Annotated in this window: 23 protein-coding genes; 7 read left to right on the top strand and 16 right to left on the bottom strand. The window is 60.1% G+C overall.

What is annotated here, in order from left to right:
- Positions 1–85: 85 nt before the first annotated feature.
- The 7 genes from soxB to GR183_RS11950 form a co-directional block, all read right to left on the bottom strand.
- Complete coding sequence (soxB, locus tag GR183_RS11980) at positions 86–1,780, bottom strand: thiosulfohydrolase SoxB (protein ID WP_160775881.1); 1,695 nt, start codon at positions 1,778–1,780, stop codon at positions 86–88.
- A 124-nt stretch (positions 1,781–1,904) separates the two neighbouring features.
- Complete coding sequence (soxA, locus tag GR183_RS11975) at positions 1,905–2,759, bottom strand: sulfur oxidation c-type cytochrome SoxA (RefSeq protein WP_160775880.1); 855 nt, start codon at positions 2,757–2,759, stop codon at positions 1,905–1,907.
- A 41-nt stretch (positions 2,760–2,800) separates the two neighbouring features.
- Positions 2,801–3,127, bottom strand: a complete 327-nt coding sequence (gene soxZ / locus GR183_RS11970) for a thiosulfate oxidation carrier complex protein SoxZ (RefSeq protein ID WP_160775879.1) — start codon at positions 3,125–3,127, stop codon at positions 2,801–2,803.
- A gap of 19 nt (positions 3,128–3,146) precedes the next feature.
- On the bottom strand, positions 3,147–3,599 hold the full coding sequence (gene soxY, locus GR183_RS11965) for a thiosulfate oxidation carrier protein SoxY (RefSeq protein WP_160775878.1): 453 nt from the start codon (positions 3,597–3,599) through the stop codon (positions 3,147–3,149).
- Between the two features lie 32 nt (positions 3,600–3,631).
- Complete coding sequence (gene soxX, locus GR183_RS11960) at positions 3,632–4,102, bottom strand: sulfur oxidation c-type cytochrome SoxX (protein WP_160775877.1); 471 nt, start codon at positions 4,100–4,102, stop codon at positions 3,632–3,634.
- 159 nt (positions 4,103–4,261) lie between these two features.
- Positions 4,262–4,843, bottom strand: coding sequence for a thioredoxin family protein (locus GR183_RS11955; RefSeq protein ID WP_160775876.1), 582 nt, complete (start codon positions 4,841–4,843; stop codon positions 4,262–4,264).
- Positions 4,844–4,863: 20 nt separating this feature from the next.
- Entirely contained in the window at positions 4,864–5,601 is a 738-nt protein-coding gene (locus GR183_RS11950; protein ID WP_160775875.1) for a cytochrome c biogenesis CcdA family protein, read from the bottom strand.
- A gap of 108 nt (positions 5,602–5,709) precedes the next feature.
- Here GR183_RS11950 and GR183_RS11945 point away from each other — a divergent pair, with 108 nt between their 5' ends.
- The 4 genes from GR183_RS11945 to GR183_RS11930 all read left to right on the top strand — a co-directional run bounded on the left by GR183_RS11945 (position 5,710) and on the right by GR183_RS11930 (position 9,038).
- The gene (locus GR183_RS11945; RefSeq protein WP_160775874.1) at positions 5,710–6,084 is read left to right on the top strand and encodes a thioredoxin domain-containing protein; all 375 of its coding nucleotides are present in this window, start codon (positions 5,710–5,712) and stop codon (positions 6,082–6,084) included.
- A 74-nt stretch (positions 6,085–6,158) separates the two neighbouring features.
- On the top strand, positions 6,159–6,440 hold the full coding sequence (locus tag GR183_RS11940; protein WP_376765765.1) for an ArsR/SmtB family transcription factor: 282 nt from the start codon (positions 6,159–6,161) through the stop codon (positions 6,438–6,440).
- Between the two features lie 157 nt (positions 6,441–6,597).
- Entirely contained in the window at positions 6,598–7,686 is a 1,089-nt protein-coding gene (locus tag GR183_RS11935) for a YeeE/YedE family protein (protein ID WP_160775872.1), read from the top strand.
- 263 nt (positions 7,687–7,949) lie between these two features.
- Entirely contained in the window at positions 7,950–9,038 is a 1,089-nt protein-coding gene (locus GR183_RS11930; protein ID WP_312846823.1) for a YeeE/YedE family protein, read from the top strand.
- A 91-nt stretch (positions 9,039–9,129) separates the two neighbouring features.
- Here GR183_RS11930 and GR183_RS11925 read toward each other — a convergent pair whose 3' ends face one another.
- The 3 genes from GR183_RS11925 to GR183_RS11915 form a co-directional block, all read right to left on the bottom strand.
- On the bottom strand, positions 9,130–9,567 hold the full coding sequence (locus tag GR183_RS11925) for a YqaA family protein (RefSeq protein ID WP_160775871.1): 438 nt from the start codon (positions 9,565–9,567) through the stop codon (positions 9,130–9,132).
- A gap of 92 nt (positions 9,568–9,659) precedes the next feature.
- Entirely contained in the window at positions 9,660–10,604 is a 945-nt protein-coding gene (locus GR183_RS11920; protein WP_160775870.1) for an MBL fold metallo-hydrolase, read from the bottom strand.
- Between the two features lie 144 nt (positions 10,605–10,748).
- A complete protein-coding gene (locus GR183_RS11915) occupies positions 10,749–11,669 on the bottom strand; it encodes a pirin family protein (RefSeq protein ID WP_160775869.1) in 921 nt (306 codons plus the stop codon).
- Between the two features lie 222 nt (positions 11,670–11,891).
- On the opposite strand from GR183_RS11915, the gene GR183_RS11910 reads away from it, so the two are divergent.
- A complete protein-coding gene (locus tag GR183_RS11910; RefSeq protein ID WP_160775868.1) occupies positions 11,892–13,430 on the top strand; it encodes an alkaline phosphatase family protein in 1,539 nt (512 codons plus the stop codon).
- A gap of 19 nt (positions 13,431–13,449) precedes the next feature.
- Here the strand turns inward: GR183_RS11910 and GR183_RS11905 are convergent, their stop codons facing one another.
- The 5 genes from GR183_RS11905 to GR183_RS11885 all read right to left on the bottom strand — a co-directional run bounded on the left by GR183_RS11905 (position 13,450) and on the right by GR183_RS11885 (position 21,491).
- Positions 13,450–14,622 carry an MFS transporter gene (locus GR183_RS11905; protein ID WP_160775867.1) on the bottom strand — a complete coding sequence of 391 codons (1,173 nt, stop codon included), beginning with the start codon at positions 14,620–14,622 and terminating at the stop codon, positions 13,450–13,452.
- 141 nt (positions 14,623–14,763) lie between these two features.
- Positions 14,764–17,535: an EAL domain-containing protein gene (locus GR183_RS11900; RefSeq protein WP_160775866.1), complete on the bottom strand. Its 2,772-nt coding sequence runs from the start codon at positions 17,533–17,535 to the stop codon at positions 14,764–14,766.
- Complete coding sequence (locus GR183_RS11895) at positions 17,535–18,374, bottom strand: FecR domain-containing protein (RefSeq protein WP_208999837.1); 840 nt, start codon at positions 18,372–18,374, stop codon at positions 17,535–17,537. Before GR183_RS11895 ends, GR183_RS11900 begins: the two co-directional genes overlap by 1 nt.
- A 286-nt stretch (positions 18,375–18,660) precedes the next feature.
- Complete coding sequence (locus GR183_RS11890) at positions 18,661–20,481, bottom strand: methyl-accepting chemotaxis protein (RefSeq protein WP_202396064.1); 1,821 nt, start codon at positions 20,479–20,481, stop codon at positions 18,661–18,663.
- Positions 20,482–20,609: 128 nt separating this feature from the next.
- On the bottom strand, positions 20,610–21,491 hold the full coding sequence (locus GR183_RS11885; protein ID WP_160775864.1) for a LysR family transcriptional regulator: 882 nt from the start codon (positions 21,489–21,491) through the stop codon (positions 20,610–20,612).
- Between the two features lie 222 nt (positions 21,492–21,713).
- Here GR183_RS11885 and GR183_RS11880 point away from each other — a divergent pair, with 222 nt between their 5' ends.
- Positions 21,714–23,213 carry a CoA-acylating methylmalonate-semialdehyde dehydrogenase gene (locus tag GR183_RS11880; RefSeq protein WP_160775863.1) on the top strand — a complete coding sequence of 500 codons (1,500 nt, stop codon included), beginning with the start codon at positions 21,714–21,716 and terminating at the stop codon, positions 23,211–23,213.
- Positions 23,214–23,350: 137 nt separating this feature from the next.
- Complete coding sequence (locus tag GR183_RS11875; RefSeq protein ID WP_160775862.1) at positions 23,351–23,794, top strand: methyltransferase family protein; 444 nt, start codon at positions 23,351–23,353, stop codon at positions 23,792–23,794.
- 76 nt (positions 23,795–23,870) lie between these two features.
- Here the strand turns inward: GR183_RS11875 and GR183_RS11870 are convergent, their stop codons facing one another.
- Positions 23,871–24,683, bottom strand: coding sequence for a hypothetical protein (locus GR183_RS11870; RefSeq protein WP_160775861.1), 813 nt, complete (start codon positions 24,681–24,683; stop codon positions 23,871–23,873).
- Between the last annotated feature and the right edge of the window lie 53 nt (positions 24,684–24,736).

Below are 24,736 nucleotides of genomic sequence, written 5' to 3'. Positions count from 1 at the left end.
ACGTTCACTCCCAGACCTTTGAACATATCATTACATTCGTTTTTGTGAATGTAAAGAATATGCCTGAACCTTCTTGTCCTTTTCCTCAGGACTGGACGATCTTCACCGACTGGTTTTCCTCTAGCGAGACCGTGCCGACACGCGTGATGTAGCTTTCGACGACATCCCAGATGGCCGGCCCCTCGGTTTCCTCGTTCACGCTGGCCCAGCCGGCGACGACGTAGTTTTTCGCCGGGTCGATAGCCTCGCCCGTCTTCAGGAGCGTCATTTCCGAAATGCGGCTGCCGATCGGCTTGTAAGTGTCGATCCGGTAACCCATGCCGCCGACGCGGACCATATCGCCGCCCTGCTGGTAATAGGGGTCGGTGTTGAAGAGGTTGTCGGCGACGTCTTCGAGAATGTCCTTCAGGAGCTTGCCGGACATTTCCGAGCGATAGGCGTTCGGATAGGTCATGCCGGTCGCGTTGAAGACATCCTCCACGGTGATGTCCTGGCCCGGGAGGAGGGATGTTCCCCAACGGAAACCGGGGGACAGCGCGATATCGGCCTCGCGCTCCTGCAACAGCGCCTGGCAGATCAGATCGTCGAAGGTGCCGTTGAAATTTCCGCGCCGATAAAGAAGGCTTTCGGTGGTGCCCAGAACCCGCTCGAGCTCGGCCTTGTGCGGCTCGCGCGTCGCATCGATCGCCGCCGTCATTTCCGCGTCCGGCGAAATCACATCCGAAAAGATCGGAATGAGCCGGTATTGATAGCCCTTCAGGCCGCCGTCGCGCACATCGAGATCGAGACGCGATACGAACTTGCCGTTGGACCCGGAAGCGATCAGCAAGGTATCGCCGACGACGACCGGCTCGGGCAATGCATCATGCGTGTGCCCGGTCAGGATGACGTCCACGCCGGAGATGCGGCCCGCAAGCTTTCGGTCCACGTCGAAGCCGTTGTGGGAGAGAAGCACGACAAGCTCCGCACCTTCCGCCCGCGCGGCATCCACATTCTCTTGCAGCACCTCTTCACGGATGCCGAAGGAGAGGGAAGGGAACATCCAGCCGGGATTTGCGATCGGCAGATAGGGGAAGGCCTGGCCGATAACGGCAACCTTGACGCCGCCACGCTCGAACATCTTCGTGTGTTCGTAGGCCGGCTCGTCCCATTCCGCATCGAAGATATTGGAGCCGAGGAAGGCGAAGGGAAGCTCGTCGACGATCTCGCGTACCCTATCCTCACCGTAGGTGAACTCCCAGTGCGCCGTCATCGCGTCGGGCCTGAGCAGGTTCATGAGCTCGACCATGTCGCCGCCATTGGTGTGGTGCGAGACATAGGAGCCCTGCCAGGTGTCGCCGCCGTCAAGCAGCAGCATGTTATCGCCGCGCGCGGCACGGATCGCCTTGACGACCGTTGCTACCCGGTCGAGCCCGCCCATGCGGCCGTAGGTGCCGGCAAGTGCCGTGAAATCTTCCGAGGTCAGGGCATAAGCCTCCGGCGAGCCGGGCTCGATATTGTAGAGCCTGAGGAAATCCGCTCCCGTCACATGCGGCGGCTTGCCCGCCGCTTCACCCACGCCAAGGTTGATCGACGGTTCGCGGAAGTAGATCGGCTTCACCTGCGCGTGGATATCGGTGATGTGGACGAGGGTGACGTTGCCGAAATCCTCAAAGTCGAGAAGCTGGTCCTGCGTCATCGACTGAGTTGCGGCGAACGCCGCGAACTTGCCCGTTCCGCCAAGCCCGAGAATGGCACTCGCGGCTACCGACGCCTGCAGGAACTCGCGCCTGGAAATCATGTTCGGCTCCCAATCAGGAATATCGTTCCCGCACGGCGGAAGCTTCAGCCGCGGGAATACGGTTCTGTTCTTGCAAGAGGCGATACCCGGCCGACCCCGTCCGCGCCGGCCGGGCGTCGTCGCTTCAGTTTCGGACCGACGGCGTTTCGACCGACAGGCCTTCGCCGCGGGAAGCGACATAGAGTTCGAGCGCGATGAATTCATCCGAACCGCGTTTGAAGGGCTCGGCGCGGACGTTTTCCATGCAGCCCTTGAAACGGCGGTGGATCGAGCCGAGCCCGCCCCATTTCAGGCGGTAAACGGGAAAGCCGTTGATTTGACCCTGGGAAAGATGGTCGGCCCGGATCATCTTGCCGAAATTCGCCTCATGGCAATTGGCACAGGCCATGTCGAGCTGGCCGACGCGGGTGTAGTAGAGATCCTTGCCCTTTTCCCACCACTCCTGCATCGGGCCGTCCGTCTGGACGCTTGTCGGCATGCCGCGCGACTGAAGGCCGACCAGCGCCGTCATCGCCAGCATTTCCTCGGATTCCCATTTCCAGGCATCCGCACCCATGCGATCGGTCCGGCAGGTGTTGATATGGTTTTCCAACGTCTGCGGCTTGCCGGCGGCTTCCGACCATTTCGGCATGTTGGCGCGCACGCCCTTCATGCCTTCCGACACATCGCCGTGACAGGACGCACAGGATTTGCCTTCCGAACCTTCGACAGTGTCCCACAGCTCCTCGCCCAGTGTGATCGCGGCAAAGCCCGGATTTTCAAAGTCATCCGCCTGAAGATCCTGGGTTTCGGACGTGCGGAAGCGCCAGCCGGAATAAAGCCGGTCGAAGGGGCTTCCCTCCGGCGCTGCCGCATCGGTGGCGATTTCCTCACCATCGATAATGAGTTTGTTGTCGTCCGGATCGGCCGCCGCAGCGCCCGACAGGGCTAGGGCGGCGCCCGATAGCAGTGCGATATTCTTCAAGACCTTGAACGGCATCGTTTCCTCCCGATCGAACCGGCAAGCCAAAAGCCCGCGGTTCACTTCACCTCGATCTTCTTCGTTTCCTCGTAGACGGAACCGTCGTCGTCGACCCAGGTGAACTTGAACTCGCCGCTTTCCGGCACCCTGGCCTTGAACTCGAAGTAGGGATTGGAGGAGACCGCCGGCTCGATATCGCAGGAAAAGACCGGCGTGCCGTTGAACTCGCACTTGAAGCTGTTGATGATCTGGCGCGGGATCAGGTTGCCCTCTTTGTCCCTGCGTTGGCCGGACTCCATCGGGTGGCTGATCAACGTCTTGATGGTGATGACCTCGCCGGCATTGGCCGACTTCGGGACCTTCACGCGGGGTTTCACGTTTGCCATTCGAATTCTCCTGAAAAAATCAGCCGCCGCAGCCGCCGATGGTGACCTTCACCGTTTTGCGGTCCATCGCGAAGGTGCCGTTGCTCATCTTTGCGACCGCGATCACGTCCTGCGTCTTGGCGAGGCGGATGCGGGTGGAGGCGAGCGCCTCGCCACTCATCGGCGTGAAATGGAAGGTGGCGACAGAGGCATTCGGGTTTCCATCCGCGACGATGAGCACCGCTTCGACGTAGTCGTCTTCGCTCATCGGGCTGTCGACGGTCACCTCGATCGGCACGGTGTTGCCGTTCTCGGCGATCTCGGGCGCGTCGAGAGTGAGCGCTCCTTCGCCGGCTTCCGCGCCGCCTGTGAATGCGTTGATAATGTCCTGGGCGTCATTGGCCGCAAGGACGGGAAACGAAAGCGACGTCGTCGCGGCGAATGCGGCGGAACCTGCCGCGAGCGCCATGATCTGGCGTCTGTTCAGCTCCATAACTGTTCTCCGTTTTTCAAATCGCAGCGGGTTCAGTCGCTCAGGGTCGTAAGATACGCGACCACATCCTCGACCTGCTGGGCACTAAGGATCGTCTTGCCCTGAAACTCCTCCATGGGCCGCGCACCATTCTCCAGCCGGTAGAAGGACGGCATGATGGTCTCGGGCCCGAAGACATTCTTGGAGTTGACGACAATGGCGCGAAGTTGCGACGGCTCGTAACGCGATGCTACGCCGTCAATCACCGGCCCGACGTCTCCGTGAAAGGGGAGTTCGGACATGTCGCTGTTTGCGTGGCAGGCCAGACAGTTGCCGAGCTTGCGGTCCGCGAAGACTTCGCGGCCGTTCGCAGGGTCGCCCGGCTGGCCGGTCAGGCTGTCCATCACTTCGATGTCGTCCTTGAAGACGACTTCGTCCGGAGCGATCTCCGCGGCACCTGCCGAAAGGATGCCGCCTGCCAGGAATGTCGCCGCGCATAGTGCGAACGTCGGCCTTACCCTCATCATTTTCCTCCACGAGACATTGATCGTCTTGTTTTGACCCAAGGTAACTGCATCGCGCTACTGAATACAATCAAAAATTCAAGAATATGAATAAGTAAATATATTGCAGTGCGAAATACGGGGCGATCTTGCCAGGATCACTGCTTGTGAAGCCTTTGATTATTCGCCTGTTTTTCCGTCGGCCTGCATTTCCTCAAGCTTGCGGGCATGGTACTTCTGGAAATGCTCTTCGCCCTCGTAGCCGCGTTCCTTCACCCACTGGAACATGTGCAGCGTCGTGCCTTTGCCGAAGGCGCCGGGCATGACCGATACGGCCGCGGCACCGGCATCCGTATCCTCGGGCACCTCTTCCGGCATGAACAGGATGGTAGGCGTATAGACGACGCGCCATCTACGTGCGGCCGTCTTTTCGGAAAGTTCTTCTCCGTCTACGTCGATAACTTCTTCGTCGCCGAAAAGATTGTATTGAACGACCATGTAGTTTTCGGAGATGAAATCCGCGATCGTCGGGTCGCTGAAGACCTCTTCATGCATTTTCCTGCAATAGGCACAGCCGCGCTGCTCGAAGATGATGGCAAGCCGCTTACCCGCATCCTTCGCCGCCTGGATGTCTTCGCCGACATCCTTGAAGGTTGTGGAGAACCATGGTTCCTTGTGCAGGCCATCCTCGCCGATTTCTGCGGCGATCACGACTGAAGTCATGGCGATGAATGCGCCGGCGAACAGAGCTGTCAATCGCATGTCTCACTCCTTTTGCGAACTCATCCAAGCGTTCCAAGGTCGGGGAAATATTCCAGAAGCAGGTAGGACATCGTCTGCATCGAGCCGGTGAGGAAAAGAAGGCCGGTAAGAACGAGTGCGCCTCCCATCACCTTCTCGACCATGCCCATGTGACGGCGGAAGCGCTTCATGACGTTCATGAAGGGTCCGGCGAAAAGGGCCGCGACGATGAAGGGAATGCCGATGCCGAGCGAATAGGCGAAAAGGAGGGAAGCGCCCTTGAACGCTTCCGCTTCACCCGCGGCGACAAACAAAATAGCGGCAAGCACAGGCCCGACGCACGGCGTCCAGCCAAAGGCGAAGGCCAGACCGACGACGAACGCGCCGATCAGGCCGACCGGTTTTTCCTTCGTCTGGAAACGGGCCTCGCGCGACAGGATACCAATCCTGAAGACCCCGAGGAAATGCAGGCCGAGGATCAGGATGATCGCGCCCGCCACATAGCCAAGCTCCGTCAGATGATCGACCACGAAGGATCCGATCAGCGACGCGCTGGCGCCAAGGCTGACAAAGACGGCGGAAAAGCCGAGGACGAAGGCGATCGCCGATGCAACGATCCGCCCGGAGTGGACGTCGCCGCCTTCTTCGCCGGTTAATGTCTGCAAGCTGACGCCGGCAAGAAAGCATAGATACGGCGGAACCAGCGGGAGCACGCACGGTGAGGCGAAGGAAATCAGCCCCGCCAGAAGCGCGCCCGCCCATGTCACGGACAGGTCCACGTCACGTTTCCTCCTAATACATTCACATATTATAATTTGTTTTTATATATCACGGGAACGTGGTAGGACAATCATGGAATTCATCGAGACTTCTACGGAGGGCATGCAATGGTGATTGGCAGGCTGATCAGCGCATTTTCGCTGTTCGCGATCTTGCTTGCCATGCCCGCAAAGGCTGCGGAACTCGTCATGTTCGAGCAGGCGGGATGCCACTGGTGCGCCGTATGGCACAAGGAAATCGGTCCGATCTACCCGAAGACGGAAGAGGGAAAAAGGTTCCCGCTTCGCCGCGTCGATATTCACACACGCGTGCCCGTTGACCTGAAGGCGGTTTCGAAAGGCTTCTACACGCCGACTTTCGTATTGCTGGACGATGGAAAGGAAATCGGCAGGATCCAGGGCTACCCCGGCGAAGATTTTTTCTGGGGCCTGCTTGGCCAAATGGTGCAAGACGCACTAAACAAGGGAGACGAAGCCTCGTAACCGAATGTGTTGAACGTCCCATGACAGATACGACCGTAAAAGAGCAGGGCGCGGCCTCGCGCGACATTGACGAGATGATCACCAGCGCGAAAGAAGCGACCGACTTCTTGAAGGCCCTTGCTCATGAGGGACGCCTGATCATTCTCTGCCGTCTGGCAGAAGGCGAATGCTCGGTTACGGAGTTCGAGGAGATGCTCTCCGCACGCCAGGCAGCCGTTTCCCAGCAATTGGCAAGGCTGAGGCTTGAAGGGATCGTCAAGACCCGGCGCGAGGGCAAGACCATCTATTATTCGCTGGCGGACGATCGCGCCCGCGAAATGATCCGCGTGATCTACAGCATGTTCTGCGCGAAGTAAGCCGCCATAATTCATTGGTACGTGTATGGATGTCCGTTGCACGTCATTCGCCGCCGGCAGTTCGAACTCGTAGACGATCGGTATTCGAACGATCTTGCCGTTGCGTATTTTTCTCCCTAGGTTTTCACACAATCGAAATATTGAATGGGAGGGGCCAATGGAAGAATGGTCGCCCGGAACGATAGCGGCGCTGGGCGGGTTCGCTGGCGGCTGCCTGTTGGGATTCGCTGCCCGCTGGGGCCGCTTCTGCACGCTGGGCGCGATCGAGGACGCCTGTTTCGGGGCCGATACTTCACGGCTCAGGATGTGGGGGCTGGCAATCGCGGTGGCCATCGCCGGTACCTATGGCCTCGATTTTTTCGGTTTCATCGATGTTTCGCAGTCCTTCTACATCGCCTCTCCGGTAACGGTGCTCGCCACCATCGTTGGCGGTTTGATGTTCGGCATAGGCATGGCGTTCGTCGGAACGTGCGGCTTCGGCACCCTGGCGCGGATCGGCGGGGGCGATCTCAAGTCCGTCGTAACCTTTCTCGTGATGGGCATAACTGCCTATGCCACGGTGCGCGGTGCGGGCGCTTATCTCAGGGTTGCCGCCTTTCCGGACCCGGGCCCGCGCGAAGTGCCGGCAAGCTTCGCCCATTCGGCCTCCGGCGTATTCGGTGGCCCCATCCACCTGTGGGCGCTGCTTTTTGCCGTAGTCCTTGCCGTCGTCTGCCTGGCAAATCCGATGTTCCGCGCACGGCGGCGCCTGATCGCCTCCGGCCTTCTGGTCGGGGCGGTGGTCACGTTCGGCTGGTTCGTGACGGGGTATCTCGCGCCCAACGACTTCGAAAGCTATCCGCTTGAGTCCTTCACGTTCTCCGCGCCTCTCGGCGAAGCGATCATGTATGTGATGGTGATGAGCGGCGCGACGCTGAAATTCGGCATCGGAGCCGTCTTCGGCGTCTTGGCGGGGGCTGCGGTCACGGCGCTCGTCCAGCGTTATTTCCGTTGGGAGGCCTGCGACGATGCGCGTGAAATGCGCCGGCAGATCATGGGCGGAATGCTCATGGGATTCGGCAGCGTAACGGCGCTGGGCTGCACAATAGGGCAGGGCGTGTCTGCGGCCTCCATGCTTGCCTGGTCGGCGCCGGTGGCGCTCGTGTCGATCTTCATCGGCGCTTACCTGGGCCTGCATATACTTGTGCGAGGCTCGGTTCTGGAACCGCTCAAGGATATTATTCTTCCGCTCTGGCACCGCTCCTGATACGGGCGCGCGCAGGCTTTGCGGGATGGCGATTTCGAAAGGCCGGCGGTCAAGCGGTTCTTTGTCGGGCATCCTTCGGGAAATCCTCCGGAAAAGCCGAATTGAACTTACACATATCGTCAGTTCCGATTCAGACTTGGCGTCATCCTCAGATGAAAGAATAAGGGAAAAAACGTCCCGCTTTGATTTTGGACAAATCGGGGCGCTGCAGCGTCGAATAATATGCGTATGTTTGAATGTGACGGCATGCAAGGAACTACGGCGTGGAAGCCTTTCTAACCTCCGATCTGATTTCGGATACGGCCAAGGCTGCAATAGGCGGGCTCGCGGTCGGGTCGATGTTCGGCTTCGCCGCACAACGGTCCGATTTCTGCCTGAGGGCAGCGACGATCGAGTTCTGGAATTTTAGGAACGGGCCACGGTTTCCAGTCTGGCTGGCCGTTTTCGGCTCGGCACTGCTTGCCGTCCAGCTTCTCGTTCGCAACGACATGCTGGACGAGGCTTCCGTGCGCCAGCTCTCGAACGCGGGCTCCATGTCGGGCGCGGTTGTCGGCGGGATGTTGTTTGGAACAGGCATGATTCTGGCGCGCGGCTGTGCAAGCCGCCTGCTGGTCCTTTCCGCCACCGGCAACATGCGCGCGCTCGTGACCGGGCTTCTGCTGACGGTCGTCGCTCAGGCCTCTTTGACGGGGGCACTTTCGCCTTTGCGGGAGGAAATCTCACGCTGGTGGATCGTCGATCCCGCAACGCGAAACCTCTCAGCACAGTTGCCGACGTTTTCAGGTGAACTCACGGGTCTTGCCATCGTCGTGCTGGCAATCGTTATCGCGTTTTCCCGCAAAATGCCGACATCGAAGCTTGTCTTCGGCGCGATCGTGGGCTTGAGCGTTGCCGCAGGTTGGGCGTTTACCTCTGCTCTTTCTGCGGTTGCCTTCGACCCGGTGCCCGTCGAAAGCATCACGTTTACAGGTCCCTCGGCCGATACTCTTATGGCGCTTATCAATACGCCCGACCTGCCTCTCAGCTTTGGTATCGGCCTTGTGCCCGGCGTCTTTGCCGGCTCCGCGCTTGCTGCCGCGACATCCGGCACGTTCAGGATCCAGAGCTTTTCGCCGGAAACCGGCATGGCGCGCTATCTCGCCGGAGCCATACTGATGGGGTTTGGCGGAATGCTTGCCGGAGGTTGTGCCGTCGGAGCGGGGATAACCGGCGGCTCGGTCCTGTCGCTGACGGCATGGGTCGCGCTTCTTGCCATGTGGCTTTCGGCGGGAGTGACCGACCGTCTCATGCGGTATCTGCCATCATCCGACCGGCTTTCCGCGTCCGCGCAGACAGAAACGGCAACAATTTAGAACGTTTTCCACGAATGCGGAATATGTTCAAGATATTGATTCCGGAGCGAATTCTTGTCACGAAAGCGATCCCGCTTTCGTGGAAAGCGCTCTAGATGACGCTAAGGGTCGCCATGGCGACGATGATGTAGCGGACCGTTTTGGCAATGGTCACAAGGACGAGGAAACTCCAAAGCGGTTCGCGCAGCACGCCTGCGGCAAGGGTCAATGGATCTCCGATGAAGGGAGCCCAGCTCATCAACAGGCTCCAGCGGCCCCAGCGGTGGTACCAGCCACTGGCGCGGTCAAGCATCTTTTCGGACACGGGAAACCAGCGCTTCTGGCGAAATCGCTCCACGCCGCGCCCGAGGATCCAATTCACCACCGAACCCAGCGTATTGCCGATGCTTGCGACGATGACGAGCAGCACCGTCGAATAGGCCGTCGTCGCGATCAGCCCGGTCAGCGCGATTTCCGACTGAGCGGGAAAGATCGTCGCAGCAGCGAAGGAGACAGCGAACAAGCCGCCGAATACACCCAGATCAATCATCGGCCAGTTTTGCCGTCACCCGTTGCTGCATACCCTCCTGTATGGAGGAGCTTTGAACGCGTTTCAGCACAAAATGACGTCACTCGACGGATTTATTGCGTGTCGGCCACATAGCGATATGCGGTGCCGGACTTCGCCACGCGGCCGAAGCCGGGAAAAGGCAAGTGAAAACCGATAATGCGGGTCTTCTCAAGAGCCAGCTTGTCCAGCAGAAGCTTGCGCATGGCGATGCCCTGTTCGGCGTCGTGATCGGCGCCATTCGGCCACTGCGGATGCTCAAAGGAGATGAAGGCATGCGTGATGGCGTCGCCCAGCACCAATACACTGTCCCCACCTTGCGCGATTTCGAAGGATATGTGCCCAGGCGTATGGCCATTGGTATCAAGTGCCAGAACGCCGGGAAGGATTTCGTCTCCTGGCTTGAAGCGGGTTACCCGATCCTCAATCGCTTCAAGCGAGCGTTTGGCGCCGACCGCGAAGGGCTTGCGGGCTTCAGGCAGCGTGTCGACGGTTGCCGGGTCCCACCAATAGTCCCATTCGGCGCTCGAGATCATCAGTTCCGCATCCGGAAACACCACGTCGTCGAAGTCGTCCAGAATGCCCCAGATGTGATCGGGGTGGGCGTGGGTGAAAACGACGTGGGTCACCTCCGACGGATCGAGCCCGATCTCGTCGAAGGCATCCATCGCCTTGCCCGCAGACGACATGAAGCGGGAACCCGAGCCGGCATCGAAAAGCACGGTGCGCTCGCCATCGCGAAAGAGCGTGAGATTGCAATCCGGTTCGGAGGTTGCGGTTGGAAGGCCGTGCGCTTTCAAAAGCGTTTCCAGCTCCTGCTTCGGCGCGTCGCCATACTGGAAATCAATGGGCAGGACCAGATGGCCGTCGCTTAACGTCTCTACGGTTGCTTCACCGAGCGTAAGCGTTTCTCGCGCGAAGGCCGGAAGAGGGAGGACCGGTGAAATCGCTCCGGCCGCGCCAAATGCGGCCATGCCTTTGGCGAATGCGCGCCGGGTAAGCTTCAGGCTATCGGTCATGACTTTCTCCCGAGAAATTATAAAATATGATTATTTGAATGTATTGTATATGGCAAGGGTATGAGAACGGCTTGGGGGAGGTTGATATGGAGGCACGGCGTCCGAGCGAGCCCGGACGCCGTTCAGGTCTCGAACTGCCGGAGACTACTTATTCGGCAGTGGTATGAAGTCCTCCGCATCACCCGGAACGGTGTCGAAACGCATCTGCTTCCAGTCTTCCTTCGCCTGGTCGATCCGCTCTTTTGACGAGGAGACGAAGTTCCACCAGATGTAGCGCGGGCCGTCCATCGGCTCGCCGCCGAGGAGCAGGAAGCGCGCGGGCGCATCGGCCTTGACCGTGATTGTGTCGCCGGGCTTGAAGACGAGAAGCTGGCCGGGGCCGAATTTGTCGCCGGAAATTTCGATCTCGCCGTCGACGGTATAGACCGCGCGTTCTTCGTGCGTGGCGTCAATCGGCATTCGTCCGCCGGCATTCAGCGTGATATCGGCATAGATCGTCTCGCTGGCGGTCGAAACCGGGGCCCGCGCCCCGTAAAGCTCGCCGGCGATCACGCGCGCCTCCGCTGCGCCGTCGGAAACGACGGGCAGGGCATGCAACCCGTGATGCTCGAAGGCGGGGGCCGTCTCTTCCATATGCTTCGGCAGGGCCACCCAACTCTGTATGCCGAAGATCTTGCGCTTCGTCTTCTTGCGCGCCGCATCCTCGCGCTCCGAATGAACGATGCCGTTGCCGGCAGTCATCCAGTTGAGTTCGCCAGGCCTGATGACCTGATCGGAGCCGAGGCTGTCGCGGTGGTGGATCTCGCCGTCGAAAAGATAGGTCACGGTCGCAAGCCCGATATGCGGATGCGGGCGAACGTCGATGCCGCCGGTTTCGAGAAACTCCGCCGGGCCCATCTGGTCGAAGAAGATGAACGGGCCAACCATCTGCCGCTTTGCCGAAGGCAGGGCGCGCCGCACTTCGAAGCCGCCAAGGTCGCGCGCACGCGGCACGATAAGCGTATCGATAACATCGCAAGCGCCCGCGTCTCCCGGGATGGGGTCGTTTCCAGGCATCCAGGTCATATCTCATCCTCCGGCGTCGCGGAATTTGCCGCGAAATGAATATCTTCCCGATTAGATATACCCGGAAAACATAACGTCCATTCGACGCAGCGTTCACCGCTTGCATGCGGCGCGAATCCTTGAAAATCTCCGCGAGCCCGATTATCGGCGCCAAAGCGTGATTTGAATGCTTTGACGAACGTTCGGAGCAGGTGTCCAAGCGCTGGGAAAGGCTGGCAGCCGATGAAGCCGAACGTTCTCCTGATCACAGCCGACCAGTGGCGTGGCGATTGTCTGGGAATTGCAGGTCACCCGGTTGTCAGGACACCGAATATCGACGCGCTCGCGGGCGAGGGGGTCTACTTCTCACGTCACTATTGTCAGGCGGCACCTTGTGCGCCGGCGAGAGCCTGCCTCTATACCGGCCTGTACCAAATGACGACGCGGGTGGTGCGCAACGGAACTCCGCTCGACGCAAGACACGATACGATCGCGCTGGCGGCGAGGCGTGCGGGCTACGACCCCACGCTTTTCGGCTATACGGATCAATCCGTCGACCCGCGCACCGTATCCGGTGACGATCCATGGCTCAGGACGTATGAGGGCATCTTGCCCGGAATGAGCGTGCGGGTGCGCGTGCCGGAAGACCATGGGCCATGGCTTTCATGGCTGGAGGCGAGGGGCAGGGCCCTGCCGACGCCGAAGCAGGACGCATGGCTGCCTGCCGATGGGAAAGCGGATCCGCCCTCCGGCAAGCCGCCAATCTATTCGGCGGAAGAAACCGAGACGGCCTTTCTCGTCGACGAATTTTCACGCTGGTTGTCGGAGCGCGGTTCCGGCCTCGATATTGGAAAGCCGTGGTTTGCGCACTTGAGCTTCATCCGCCCGCATCCGCCTTTCATCGTGCCCGAACCCTATGCATCCATGTACGACCCGAGCGACGGGCCCGACTTTCGCGGAGCGAAGTCGCCGTCGGGGGACGGAGAACTGCATCCTTTCCTGAAATATGCGATGGAAAAGCAGGAAAAGTGCGATTTCGTCCGGGGCGCCCGCGGCATGGTCGCGGATTGGGACGAGGCGGCGCGTCGTCAGATACGCGCGACATATTGGGGCATGGTCTCCGAGGTCGATGCGCAGATCGGACGGTTAATCGCCGTATTGAAAGCTTCAGGCGATTGGGAAAACACCATCATCGTGCTGACTTCCGACCATGGAGAGATGATGGGCGATCACAAGCTATTCTCGAAGCTCGGCTTCTACGATCAAAGCTTCCATATCCCGCTCATCGTCCGCGATCCGCGCAAACCGGGCACCCATGGCCGCAAGATCGACGCCTTTTCGGAATCGATCGACATCATGCCGACGCTGCTCGACATGATAGGCGCCAGGCCGATCAATTGGCTCGACGGGCGCTCCCTTACGCCCTTCCTCGACAGTGACGGGCCGCTCGACTGGCGCGATGCGGTGCACTGGGAATATGATTTTCGCGAGGTCGCGGAAGGAACCGCGCAGAGAAGGCTCGACCTCGATCTCGACGCCTGCAACATGGCTGTTATCCGCGATGAAAGCGTCAAATACGCGCATTTCGCGGGGCTGCCGCCGGTGCTTTTCGATCTTGCCGAAGATCCGGATGAGACGCGAAACGTTGCGGAGGATCCCGCTTACCTAACGGTACGCCTGCGGTATGCGGAAAAGCTTCTCGCGTGGCGGGCAAAGCATCTCGACCGCCGGTTGACCGGCATCGAACTGACGCCCGATGGGCCGGTGGATGCAAGGAACTGATGTTTCACGCCTTTTCGGGCTACCGCATATCGGCGTGACGAGCGACTTCCGCCCTGGCGAAAATCGCGAGAAGGAGAAAGGCCAACGCCGCGAATACAACCTTGAAACCCGTGCTTTCCGCAACAAAGCCGACTGCGGGCGGAGCGGCGAGAAGGCCGGAGTAGCCCATGGAGGTGACAAGGGAGAGCCCGATGCCCGGCGCGAGGCCAGGCAGGTTTCCGGCCGCCGAAAAGAGGATCGGCGCCATATTGGCTATACCGATGCCGCTTAACGCGAAGCCGGCGATAGCAAGTGCGGGATGGGGGGCAAGAGCTGCCGATAAAAGCCCGGCAAAGGCGATCAGCGCCGAGATGCGCAATGTTGAAACCGCGCCGAAACGATTGCGCAACGTGTCGCCCGCAAATCGTGTCGTCGCCATTGCGGCGGCGAACGCGCCGAAGGCGAGCGCGGATGTTGCTATGTCGGCTCCGAAAGCCTGTTTAAGGTAAAGGGCGCCCCAATCGAGCACGGCACCTTCCGGCACCATGGAAAAGAGCGCCATCAGGCCAACGAGATAGGGAAGCAGCGATTGCGGCAGGCGAACCGGATGCCTGGCCGAATTTTCGAGCGGCTTGTCTTCGAAGACGAGCGGCCAGACGGCAAGCGTCAGTGCGCCCGCAATCATCGTGACCGCCATGGCGTGCCACAGCGGCCCTGCGGCTTCGATCATCAGACCGCCGCCGGTTGCGCCGATAAAGCCGCCGAGGCTCCAGAAACCGTGGCAGGACGACATGATCGCGCGGCGAAGGTGCTGCTCCGCCGCCACCGCATTGGCATTCATCGCGATGTCCATCGCCCCGACGAAGCCGCCGAGCAGGAACAGGGCCGCCGCCGCAAGCGGAATATCAGGCGCCAGCGTCAACCAAAGGAGCGTCGGCGACAATGCGAGAGCGGCGAATTTCGCGGGCCTTGCGGAGCCGAAACGCGCGATCAACGGCCCCATGACCGGCATCATGGTCAAGGAGCCTATGCCGAAGGCGAGGATCATCAGCCCAAGCACGCCCTCGGAAATCGAGAGCCGAGCGGCAAGTCCGGGAATCTTCGGTGCCCAACTCCCCACGACGAAGCCGTTGATGAGAAAAAACGTTGAAACCGCCAATCGCTCGCGAGAAATGCGGGCGGAAAACCGTTGTGGATTTCTGATGCGTGTCATGAAACGCTGCCAGCGGATGAATTGCCTGAAATATGGTTGCCGCAGCAGAGCGTGGCTGTGCCATCAAGCAAGGGGAGGAGAACGACAGTCAGCCCCGATGGTTACGGATTCCCGCATCGGTAGCAAGCATCTTCGCGGCCCTTATGCTCGCGCCCGCGCTACTTGCGTATCAAATTCCGCGGCGATTTCCCGCGCGGGCCGTGGCCTGGCGAAGAGGTAACCTTGCGCGATCCCGACCCCGGCCGCTTCGACAGCCATGCGCTGTTCCGGCGTTTCGATGCCTTCGGCAACTGTCGACATGCCGAGTTCGCGGGCCAGTTCGGCGATTGTGCGGACGATCGCCGCCGATTTCCTGTCTTCCGTGATGGGATCGATGAAAATCTTGTCGATCTTGATCTTTGCGATGGGAAAGCGGGCAACGTAACCGAGCGAGGCATACCCCGTGCCGAAGTCGTCGAGGACGAGGCCGATGCCCATGTCGCGTAACTCTCCCATGGTTTGAAGGAGTTTGCGGCTTGATTCCAGAAAGAGCGATTCCGTGATTTCAAGATCAAGCCGCTCCGCCGGGAAGCCGGTTCGCGCGAGGGTATCGCGGATTTCCCGCAAAAGATGCGGATCCTGGAACTGAGGCGGGGATATATTCACGGCAAGGCGTAAGGGCGCACTCCAGCCGGCGGCGTCTTCGCAGGCCCGGCGGATCGACCAGCGGCCGATCTCCTCCACCAGTCCGCATTCCTCGGCGATGGCGATGAATTCCGTTGGCGGGATCATGCCAAGATGCGGATGATCCCAGCGCATGAGCGCTTCGACCCCGGCGAGCGAGCCGTCGGCCAGCGCGAATTGAGGCTGGTAGACGAGAGAAAGTTCCTCACGATCGATGGCGCGCCTCAGGTCGAGTTCAAGCATACGCCGGCGGATGAATTCGAATTCCATACCCGGTTTGAATTTCGCCCAGCGGTTGATGCCCGCGCGCTTGGCTTTCGAAAGCGCGGCTTGGCCCTGACGCAGCATGACATCCGCATCGGCTTCGTCGGCAGCGGAAAACGTGACGCCGACGTTGGCGCCCACGAGGACATGATTGCCCTTGAGGTCGAATATCGTGCTCAGGCAATCGATGATTTCGCCGGCCAGTCGGTCCGCCGCCTCCGCCCCGTCATTTGACGGCGCGAACAATGCGAAGGTTCCTGCTCCCAGATGGGATAATTCACCGCCCGGAACATTATCTTTCAGCCGCCTTGCCGCTGCAGCTACCAGCAAGTCGGTATAAATATGGCCGAGTGTTGCGCCAGTCGTCTCGAAACCGTCCAGCTCGACGGCAAACAGGGCAAGTCCCAAAGGGGGCGAACCAGCCGGCGATCTTCCGCTTGTCGCGACAGCCTCAAGGAACGCGCTGCGCGTCATGGCGCCGGATACCGGATCGAAACGGGCGAGATATTTCAGTCGGTCTTCGGCAAGCCGTTTCTCGGTGACATCGTTGAACGTCAGGCAGGCGATGTGATTTCGTTGCGTTCGCGTATCTGCGATCTCCGCCAGCGTGGAAGGTGTCGCGACATATTCTAGGACCCGCCGTTCTCCTCCGGGATGCTGCAGTGTGACCTCTCCCGACATGCTGCCTGCGTCCGGAGAACGCAGACACTGCCTTACCGCGTCCGCCAAGCCTTCGGGCAAGGCATCCGCGATGTGTTTTCCACTGAGCTTGCGATCCGAAACGGCGAGGATCCCGATCGCGGCGTTGCTTGCAGTTATGATCGTTTCCCTCCGGTCGACCACCAGAATTCCGGCCGAATTGTCTTCGATGACCCGGTTCAGGACGGTGCGGGTATTGCGGGTCTGGAGCTGTGCGGCAAGCAGCCTGAGCCGTTTGATGCCGAACTCCCGGAAAACGAGATAAAAGGCCAGCAAGCCAAGCCCGGTCAGCCATGCGGATGTGCTGACGCTAAAAGGGTAATACCGTTGCAGCGCGGCCGCGCCAGCTTCAATGCCGATTGCCAGGATAGCAATCGCGCTTAACCGGGACCGCAGCGGCTGACGTCTGATAGCGAGAAGGAGCCCCGCCGCAAGCACGAGTGCGGCAAGTTGCGGCAGCAAACCCGTATCGTGCAGCGTGCGTTGCTGCGAAATCGATTCCGCAGCCAGGACCTGAAGAAGGCTTCCCGGCAGGATCCCATGCACCGGCACCGGGAAGAGGTCGCGAAGTTCCAGCGCGCTCGCCCCGACGACGACCCTTTTTCCGGCCAATCGCACCGCCGGTACCTTGCCGCCAACCACATCCACGAAGGAAACCCGGTCGATCGCGGCGGGATCTATGCCGAAATCGATCGTGAAATCCGGGCCAAGCGAAAGGCTGTTGCCGGCCAGAAAAGCCGCCATGGAAGGAACCGGTTCGCCGTCGATTTTTCGTCCGAAATGTCCCTTCCAGACACGCCCGTCTGGCTCAAGCGAAACATTGACTTCGGCAAGCCAGGCATGTTCCTCCAGCTCCGGAATGGGCCTGTTGAAAACAAGGGCGTGATCCAGCTCGTTCCCGCTCGCCTTTTGCTGAAACGCGGCAAGAACGATCGTGCTGCCGGCATCGGCGATGCTCTTGGCGAAAACCGCGTCATTTTCGGGGTCGGACCTGGTGCTGAAGTCGATATCGAACGCGATCTCGGCAACCTGCATCTTGTCGAGGCGCGCGATCAGGTCTGCGTAGAAGCGGCGTGGCCAGGGCCAGACGCCGATTTCCTGAAGACTGCGCGCATCGATATCGATGAAAGCGATATCGCCCGAAGGAGCGCGCGAGGAGTACTTGAAACGGTTTTCCGCAAGAAAGGCATCAAGCGGGCGAAGAAAGCCCGCGGCTTCAAGCCAGATAACGGCTGCCAGCAAGCCGACGCAGGCTGCCAGGGAGCGCAGGGCTACTCTTTTTTTCATCAATCGTCGCCGCCGCCGCCACCGCGACCGCCGTTGCCTTTACCGTTGCCTTTTCCGTTCCCATTTCCTTTGCCTTTACGGTTGCCATTCCCCAGACCCGCATTTCCATTGCCGTCTGCATTGCCTCTTGGGTCGTAGCCTGCGGAATTCGACTTGCGGTTCCCTCTCGCAGTGTAGCCGGCCGAAGCCATGTCCTCGACCTGGGCGGCGTGAAGAGATGCGCCTGCGGCGAAGGAGGGGCTTTGCGCACGCCCTTTTCGGACAGAAGATTTCGGTCCCTTTCCGGAGAGAGAAAGACCTGGCGTCGACGCGGTGGCGCTGCCGGCGCGTTGGCCGGCACGAACTGCCGCAACATCGCCTGTCGCAAGATCGCTTACCTCGACAACGCCCCGGTCGACTTCTACGGCCGCTTGTCTTTGCCCGACTGACACCGTGAACCTCGTTCCCTTCACCACAGCGGCCAGATAAGGCGTTTCCACCTTGAAATGCGGTACGCCTCGTGTCTCGACATCGACAGATATTTCTCCGTTGCGCTGAAGCAGCGTGGTCTTGGTGTCGGTGGACTGGTATTTGGACAGGGCGAAGGCGGTGTCCGGCCCGACAAGGATACGCTCATCCCCCCGAGCAAGGATTGCGCGGCCATTTCCCTGGGTTGCAAGGGTGAAGCCGGGCTCCAGCACCATTCCCCGTTTTGCGCGGAAAGCCGCGACTTCGGGCGATACGAGAAAGACCCTTCCCGTTGCCTTCTTGATCACCCATTCAGCGGCCATCGCACCGGTTGATGCGCCGGCCGTCAAAACGGTAAGCAAGCACATGATAAAAGCGATAGACCTAAGCATTTTTCCCGCCAGCCCACAATTTCCAGTCGTGATTGTTTGCCTTCTTCAAGTGAATTTGCGGATGTTTTCATAATAATGACCTAACGGAAATTCTTTATGCATCGTCAGCAGCTTGGAAAAGTTTTTTACAGTAAATGCGCGATAAACAAGATACGGATAAATTTACGATCAGCTTTACGCCTATTCGAGATATCGCGTCTGAGACGACGACCGAAAGGCAACCGGCCCCGAACCTGAATCAGGTCGGAGCCGGTCGAACGAGTATACTTTTTCGCGGTTTTTGCGGTCAGGCTGCGCGCACGGTTTCCAGGAACCGGTCGATCTCTGACCGCAGCTTCTCCGACTGTTCCGACAGGCTGTCCGAAGACGAGAGAACTTGCGAAGCGGCCGAACCCGTCTGGCCCGCGGCGCGGGTTACGCCCGAGATATTGTCCGAGACTTCCGCCGAAGCCGCCGAAGCGTGCTGAATGTTGCGACTGATCTCCTGCGTCGCGATCGTCTGTTCCTCGACTGCGGAGGCAATGCCCGTGGCGATCTCGTCGATCGAGCGTATCGTCTTGGATATGTTTTCTATCGCCTGCACGCTGTCGGTCGTGGCAGTCTGGATACCATTGATCTGACCGCTGATCTCCTCGGTCGCCTTGGCCGTCTGGTCGGCAAGTTCCTTCACCTCCGCCGCGACAACCGCGAAGCCCTTGCCGGCATCGCCGGCGCGCGCCGCTTCGATCGTTGCGTTCAGGGCAAGCAAGTTCGTCTGGGCGGCAATGTCGTTGATAAGTTTTATGACGTCGCCGATGCGGTTTGCCGCTTCGTTGAGCTTCTGAACCTGGGCATTCGTTCGGTCCGCGTCTTCCACCGCCTTGCGGGCGATATCCGCGGAAGTTGAAACTTGCCGTCCGATCTCGTCTATCGAGGAAGAGAGCTCCTCGGTCGCGGAAGCGACGGTCTGAACGTTGCTGGAAGCCTGATCGGTCGCCGCCGCAACCGAAGTGGCCTGACGGCTCGTTTCTTCCGCCGTGGCGGACATGCTGCCGGCGGTGCCGCGAAGCTCCTCGGTGGCGTTTGCGACAGCGGCGAGCGATTGCGATACGTTTTGGTCAAAGCCGTTGATGGCGTCTTCCATCGCCTGCTGCCTTTTCGCCCGGCTTTGCTGGTCGCTCGCCTGGTCGCGTCGGAGGGCCTCCGCTTCAATGAGACTGTCCTTGAAGACCTGGACCGATTTCGCCATTTCGCCGACTTCGTCGGCTTGATCGGTGCCATGAACCGGTGTTTCGAGGTCGTTCCTTGCAAGACCGTACATGGCTTCGCTCAAACGACCGATGGGTCGGAGAATGCGATTGAACACCAGATAGGAAAGGCCGGCGAAGGCGATCACAACCGCGGCGATGGCGGTCAAAAGCATGTTTCTGAAAAAGGCGGCGCTCGAAAGCGCCGCGTCGATCGCGCCCTGCGTGCGCTTGTCCAGCAGGACGAAGAACTCGTCGATCGGCTGCATGATGTCAGCCTTGTAGGCATGATACTGCCTGGAGTGAACAAGCTCCTGGGCCAGCTTCGGATCTGGATCCTTCTTTGTCGTATATCCGCCGTTTCCGTCCTCGAATAGGCCTTTGACGGCGTTCATCGCCTTCACTTCAAGCTGGACTAGGCCATCGGAATTCGCTTGTGCCTGCTCCAGCTTCTCGAATTCCGCATCGGTAAAGCCTGCTTCCTTCATCAGGTCCAGCAACGGCATGGCTTCTGTGTCGGGGCGCGGCTTCCTGCCGACGGCCACAAAGTCCCAATAGATGCGGTGGTAGTCCTCCGGACGGGGCTTTGAGCCGTTCCGGATCGCGAGAATGTCCAGATACTGCTCTTCGTAGCTTGCATCACCCGTAACGACATAGGTGCGGCCGAGGCGGGTCAGGTCGTCGGAGCTTTGACGAAGCTCATCGGCCAGAAGATAAGATCTGTATCGGTTGTCATAGGCGTTGCGGACATCGTTCTGGGCATTGCCATACATCATCCAGGCGAAGCCGACGAAGGCAAGCGACAGGAGGGCAAAGATATTGGTGGCAATAAACAGTCGGGCGATCGGCCGCTTATTTCCTGATCGGGAATCGAGCGTCACGAGTTGGTCCTCTTGGATTGGGGATGCCGGTAATGGCATCGCTTGTTAAAAGTGGGCCAACCATCGCGGATTACGATAAATGCTTTATTATAAGTAGTTTCACGTATTTGTGAGCTGTGAAGGCCGGTTTAGCGGAAATGCATCCTGTCGCGTTCGACGCTTTCGACGATGAAATCCGCAACCGTGCGAATACGGCGCAATTCGCGCACGCTTTCGTGGATAACGAGCCAGTAGGTTCGCTGAATGGTCAACTCCGGCAGAACCTGTATCAGGCCGGGAACGCCGCGGGCGATGAAGGAGTGCAGGATGCCGATGCCGGCGCCGGCGCGAACCGCTTCGCTCTGGCCCAGGGAGGAAGCGATTTCGAACCGGGGCTGGAAGGCACGGTCCACTTCGTCTGCATAGGCGAGGGTTGCCGAATAGACGAGGTCCTCGACATAACCCACGAGAGCATGGTCCTTCAATGCGGCGGCCGATTTCGGTGCGCCCGCGGTTTCGAGGTAGGCGTGGGAGGCGAAGAGGCCGAGTTCGTAATCGACCAGCTTGCGCGCAACCAGCCGCCCATGCTCGGGCCGGTCGACCGTGATCGCCATGTCGGCCTCGCGACGCGATAGCGAGACGGCACGCGGCACCGGCACGAGTTGCAGTGTGAGGTCCGGATGGCGTGCGCAAAGTTCGCCAAGACGCGGCGCGAGATAAGCAACGCCAAACCCATCAGGCGCACCGAGGCGGACGGTCCCGGCAACGACTATATCCTCCTCGCCGATTTCCGCCCTGGCGGCGAGCATTTCGCCTTCGACCCTCTCGGCCGTTTCCAGGAATTTCTCGCCCGCCGAGGTAAGGACGCAACCCGTAGTCCGACGGTCCACGAGCTTTGCGGCGAGAGCTGCCTCCAACGCGCTCAAGCGGCGGGCAACGGTGGCGTGGTTCAATCCGATCCTGCGGGCGGCCGCCAGAAGTTGCCCGGAGCGGGCGACGGCAAGAAAGATCCTCAAGTCATCCCAGTTCATCTCGTCCGGCTTTCTGTGTTTTAGTCAGGTCTCGTTCAATTCAGTGAACTTATGCGACTATAAATTCCGCACAACGGATGCGCCAGATCGCGTGTTGCGCTCTACATTTATTAGAGGCACAAGGAAGCCGTTCCCAGCGAACGGATTTTCGGTTTCATCAATGCGCGCTGGCGCATGATCCATTGTCCGGCCGCCGAAACGCGCCGGAGGGAGGAAAGCGACATGAACATGATCGGTCATTTCATTGGCGGCAAGCACGTCGAAGGCAAGTCGGGCCGCTTTACCGACGTCTTCAACCCGGCAACGGGCGAAGTGCAGGCGAAGGTCGCGCTTGCCAACGAGGCGGAGCTCAACGAGGCGATCGCCAATGCGGCGGCTGCGCAGCCGGCCTGGGCCGCGACCAACCCGCAGCGCCGCGCACGCGTCCTGATGAAATTCGTCGACCTGCTCCACCGCGACATGGACAAGCTTGCCGAAGCCCTTTCCAGGGAGCATGGCAAGACGCTGCCAGACGCGAAGGGCGACGTGATCCGCGGTCTGGAAGTCGCCGAATTCTGCATCGGCGCGCCGCACCTGATGAAAGGCGAGTTTACCGAAGGCGCGGGCCCCGGCATCGATATGTATTCCATGCGCCAGCCGCTTGGCGTCGTCGCGGGTATCACGCCATTCAACTTCCCGGCCATGATCCCGATGTGGAAGTTTTGCCCGGCGATCGCCGCCGGCAACGCCTTCATCCTGAAACCGTCGGAGCGTGACCCATCCGTACCGATCATGCTGGCGGAACTGATGCTGGAGGCGGGGCTGCCTGAGGGAATTCTCAATGTCGTCAACGGCGACAAGGAAGCCGTCGATGGAATTCTCGATCACCCTGAGATCCAGGCCGTCGGCTTCGTCGGCTCCACGCCGATCGCGCAATACGTTTATTCGCGGGCAACCGCAAACGGCAAGCGCGCGCAATGCTTCGGCGGCGCCAAGAACCACATGATCATCATGCCGGATGCCGATCTCGACCAGGCGGCGGATGCTCTCGTCGGCGCTGGCTACGGTGCTGCAGGCGAGCGCTGCATGGCGGTTTCGGTCGCGGTGCCTGTGGGCGATGAGACGGCGAATGCGCTGATGGAGCGCCTCGTCCCGCGCGTGGAAAGCCTCAAGATCGGCCCCTATACCGCCGGCGACGATGTCGATTTCGGCCCGCTCGTCACGGGGCAGGCGCTTGAGCGCGTCAAGGGTCTCGTCGACCAGGGCGTGAAGGAAGGCGCGAAGCTTGCCGTCGACGGGCGCGGCTTTTCCATGCAGGGGTATGAAAACGGCTTCTTCATGGGCGGCTGCCTGTTCGACAACGTGACCAAGGACATGACGATCTACAAGGAAGAGATCTTCGGTCCGGTGCTCTCGGTGGTCCGCGCCAAGACCTATGACGAGGCCATCGACCTGCCGATGAGCCATGAATACGGCAACGGGGTTGCGATCTACACCCGTGACGGCGATACGGCGCGCGACTTCGCAAGCCGCATCAACATCGGCATGGTCGGTGTCAACGTGCCGATCCCGGTGCCGCTTGCCTATCACACCTTCGGCGGCTGGAAGCGTTCTGGCTTCGGCGACCTGAACCAGCACGGGCCAGACGCCTTCCGCTTCTACACCCGCACCAAGACCGTGACCTCGCGGTGGCCGTCCGGCGTGAAGGAAGGTGCGGAATTCGTCATTCCGACGATGCGCTGATATCGATCAGTCACTGCGAAATTCCCGGACGGCGGCGCTCATGCGCCGCCGTTTGATTTTGTACTCGGCATTCAACTGAACGGCGATTGCCAATTCCGGCGCGAGGCTGTTTCATCGGCATTCATGGGAGGGTTTCGATGAAATGGCTGATACCGCCTGTCCTCGTGGCGATACTTCTGGCGATGATGGTGGCCGTGGCTCGTTTCCTGCCGTTCGGGCCGCTTGTGCCGCCGCCCGCACACTGGGCCGGGCTCCTCGTCCTATTTGTCGGCATTGGCCTTCTTGCCGCAGGCAGCCGGCGTTTTTTCAGAGTGGGGACGGAAATCAACACCTTCCGCGAGCCGAAAATTCTCGTGACGGAAGGCGTATTCGCCTACAGTCGAAATCCGATGTATCTGGGTTTCCTTGTCCTGCTCATCGGGGCTGCGATCCTCATCAATTCTCCGCTCAATCTTGTGCTTGTCGTCGCGTTTTTCCTTGTCGCCAACAGTTGGTACATCCCCTTCGAAGAGGCGAATGCTAGGAGGGTTTTCGGACGGGCGTACGTCGAATATTGCAGCCGCGTGCGACGCTGGCTGTAAATGGCGTCTCGTTCGGATGAAATAAGCCGGCCACCTAATTGGCGGCCGGCTTGATTTTTTACGGTTGATGATGCGATCAGCCGTGACCTTCCAGCGCGGCAGCGCGCACATCGTCGGCTTTCTCGGCAATTGTCGCGATGTCGAAATCGGCCGGGTCCTGACCGAGGATAGTGATCATCGCCGTAACGGTATCTTCCGTGACGATGACGTTCTTGTCGGAAGCAAGACCCAGCGTGATCGCTATAAGGTCGATATCCACCGTGACGCCCGGCAGGGTCGTGATGCCGTTAATCGCATCGCGGAAGATCGCAAGGTTTTCCAACGGGGAATCCACGATGTAGGACGAGTAGAGATCCCAATCGCTTGCCAGAAGGTCGGCAAGTTCCTCTGCTGTCTTATTGTAGTATTCCGTGATTTCGGAAGGATAATCGCCACTCACCAGCTCTTGCCGGGCTCGGTCCAGAATGTTGCCCGGCGCGCGCGCGACGTTCAGCCTGCCAAGTTCGACTTCCGGGATGCCTTCGTCGGCCCAGACCGGCTGGCCACGGGATTCGTCGGGTTTGCCGTAGCGCGGTCCGCGTCCGTCGGAGTCTGCTTCTTCTCCCGATACATGGGCGGTGCCGCCGCCGCTCGCACCGCCTCCGCCGGAGTGCCCACCGCCGCCACTTGCGCCGCCGCCGCCGGAATGTCCTCCGCCGCCGCCGCCACTACCGTTGCCGCCTCCACCGGAGCCGCTGCCGCCGCCCCCGTGACCGCCTCCACCGCCGCCCTGCTGGGCATAGGCTTTGGTAACGCCGGTGCCGAATGCATGGTCAAGAACGACAGCCGTTCCCGACAGCAATGCGACGGCAAGAACCGACCGGCTGATGAAAACACCGTATTTGCTCATTACACTTCACTCCTTCCGCGAGTTGCAGTGAATCACCGCATTGTGTGAATGAC

It is taken from the genome of Stappia sediminis, assembly GCF_009826895.1.
GTDB classification, from domain to species: domain Bacteria; phylum Pseudomonadota; class Alphaproteobacteria; order Rhizobiales; family Stappiaceae; genus Hongsoonwoonella; species Hongsoonwoonella sediminis.
The sequence above is the reverse complement of the archived record's forward strand: the minus strand, read 5'-3'. Positions and strand labels throughout refer to the sequence as shown.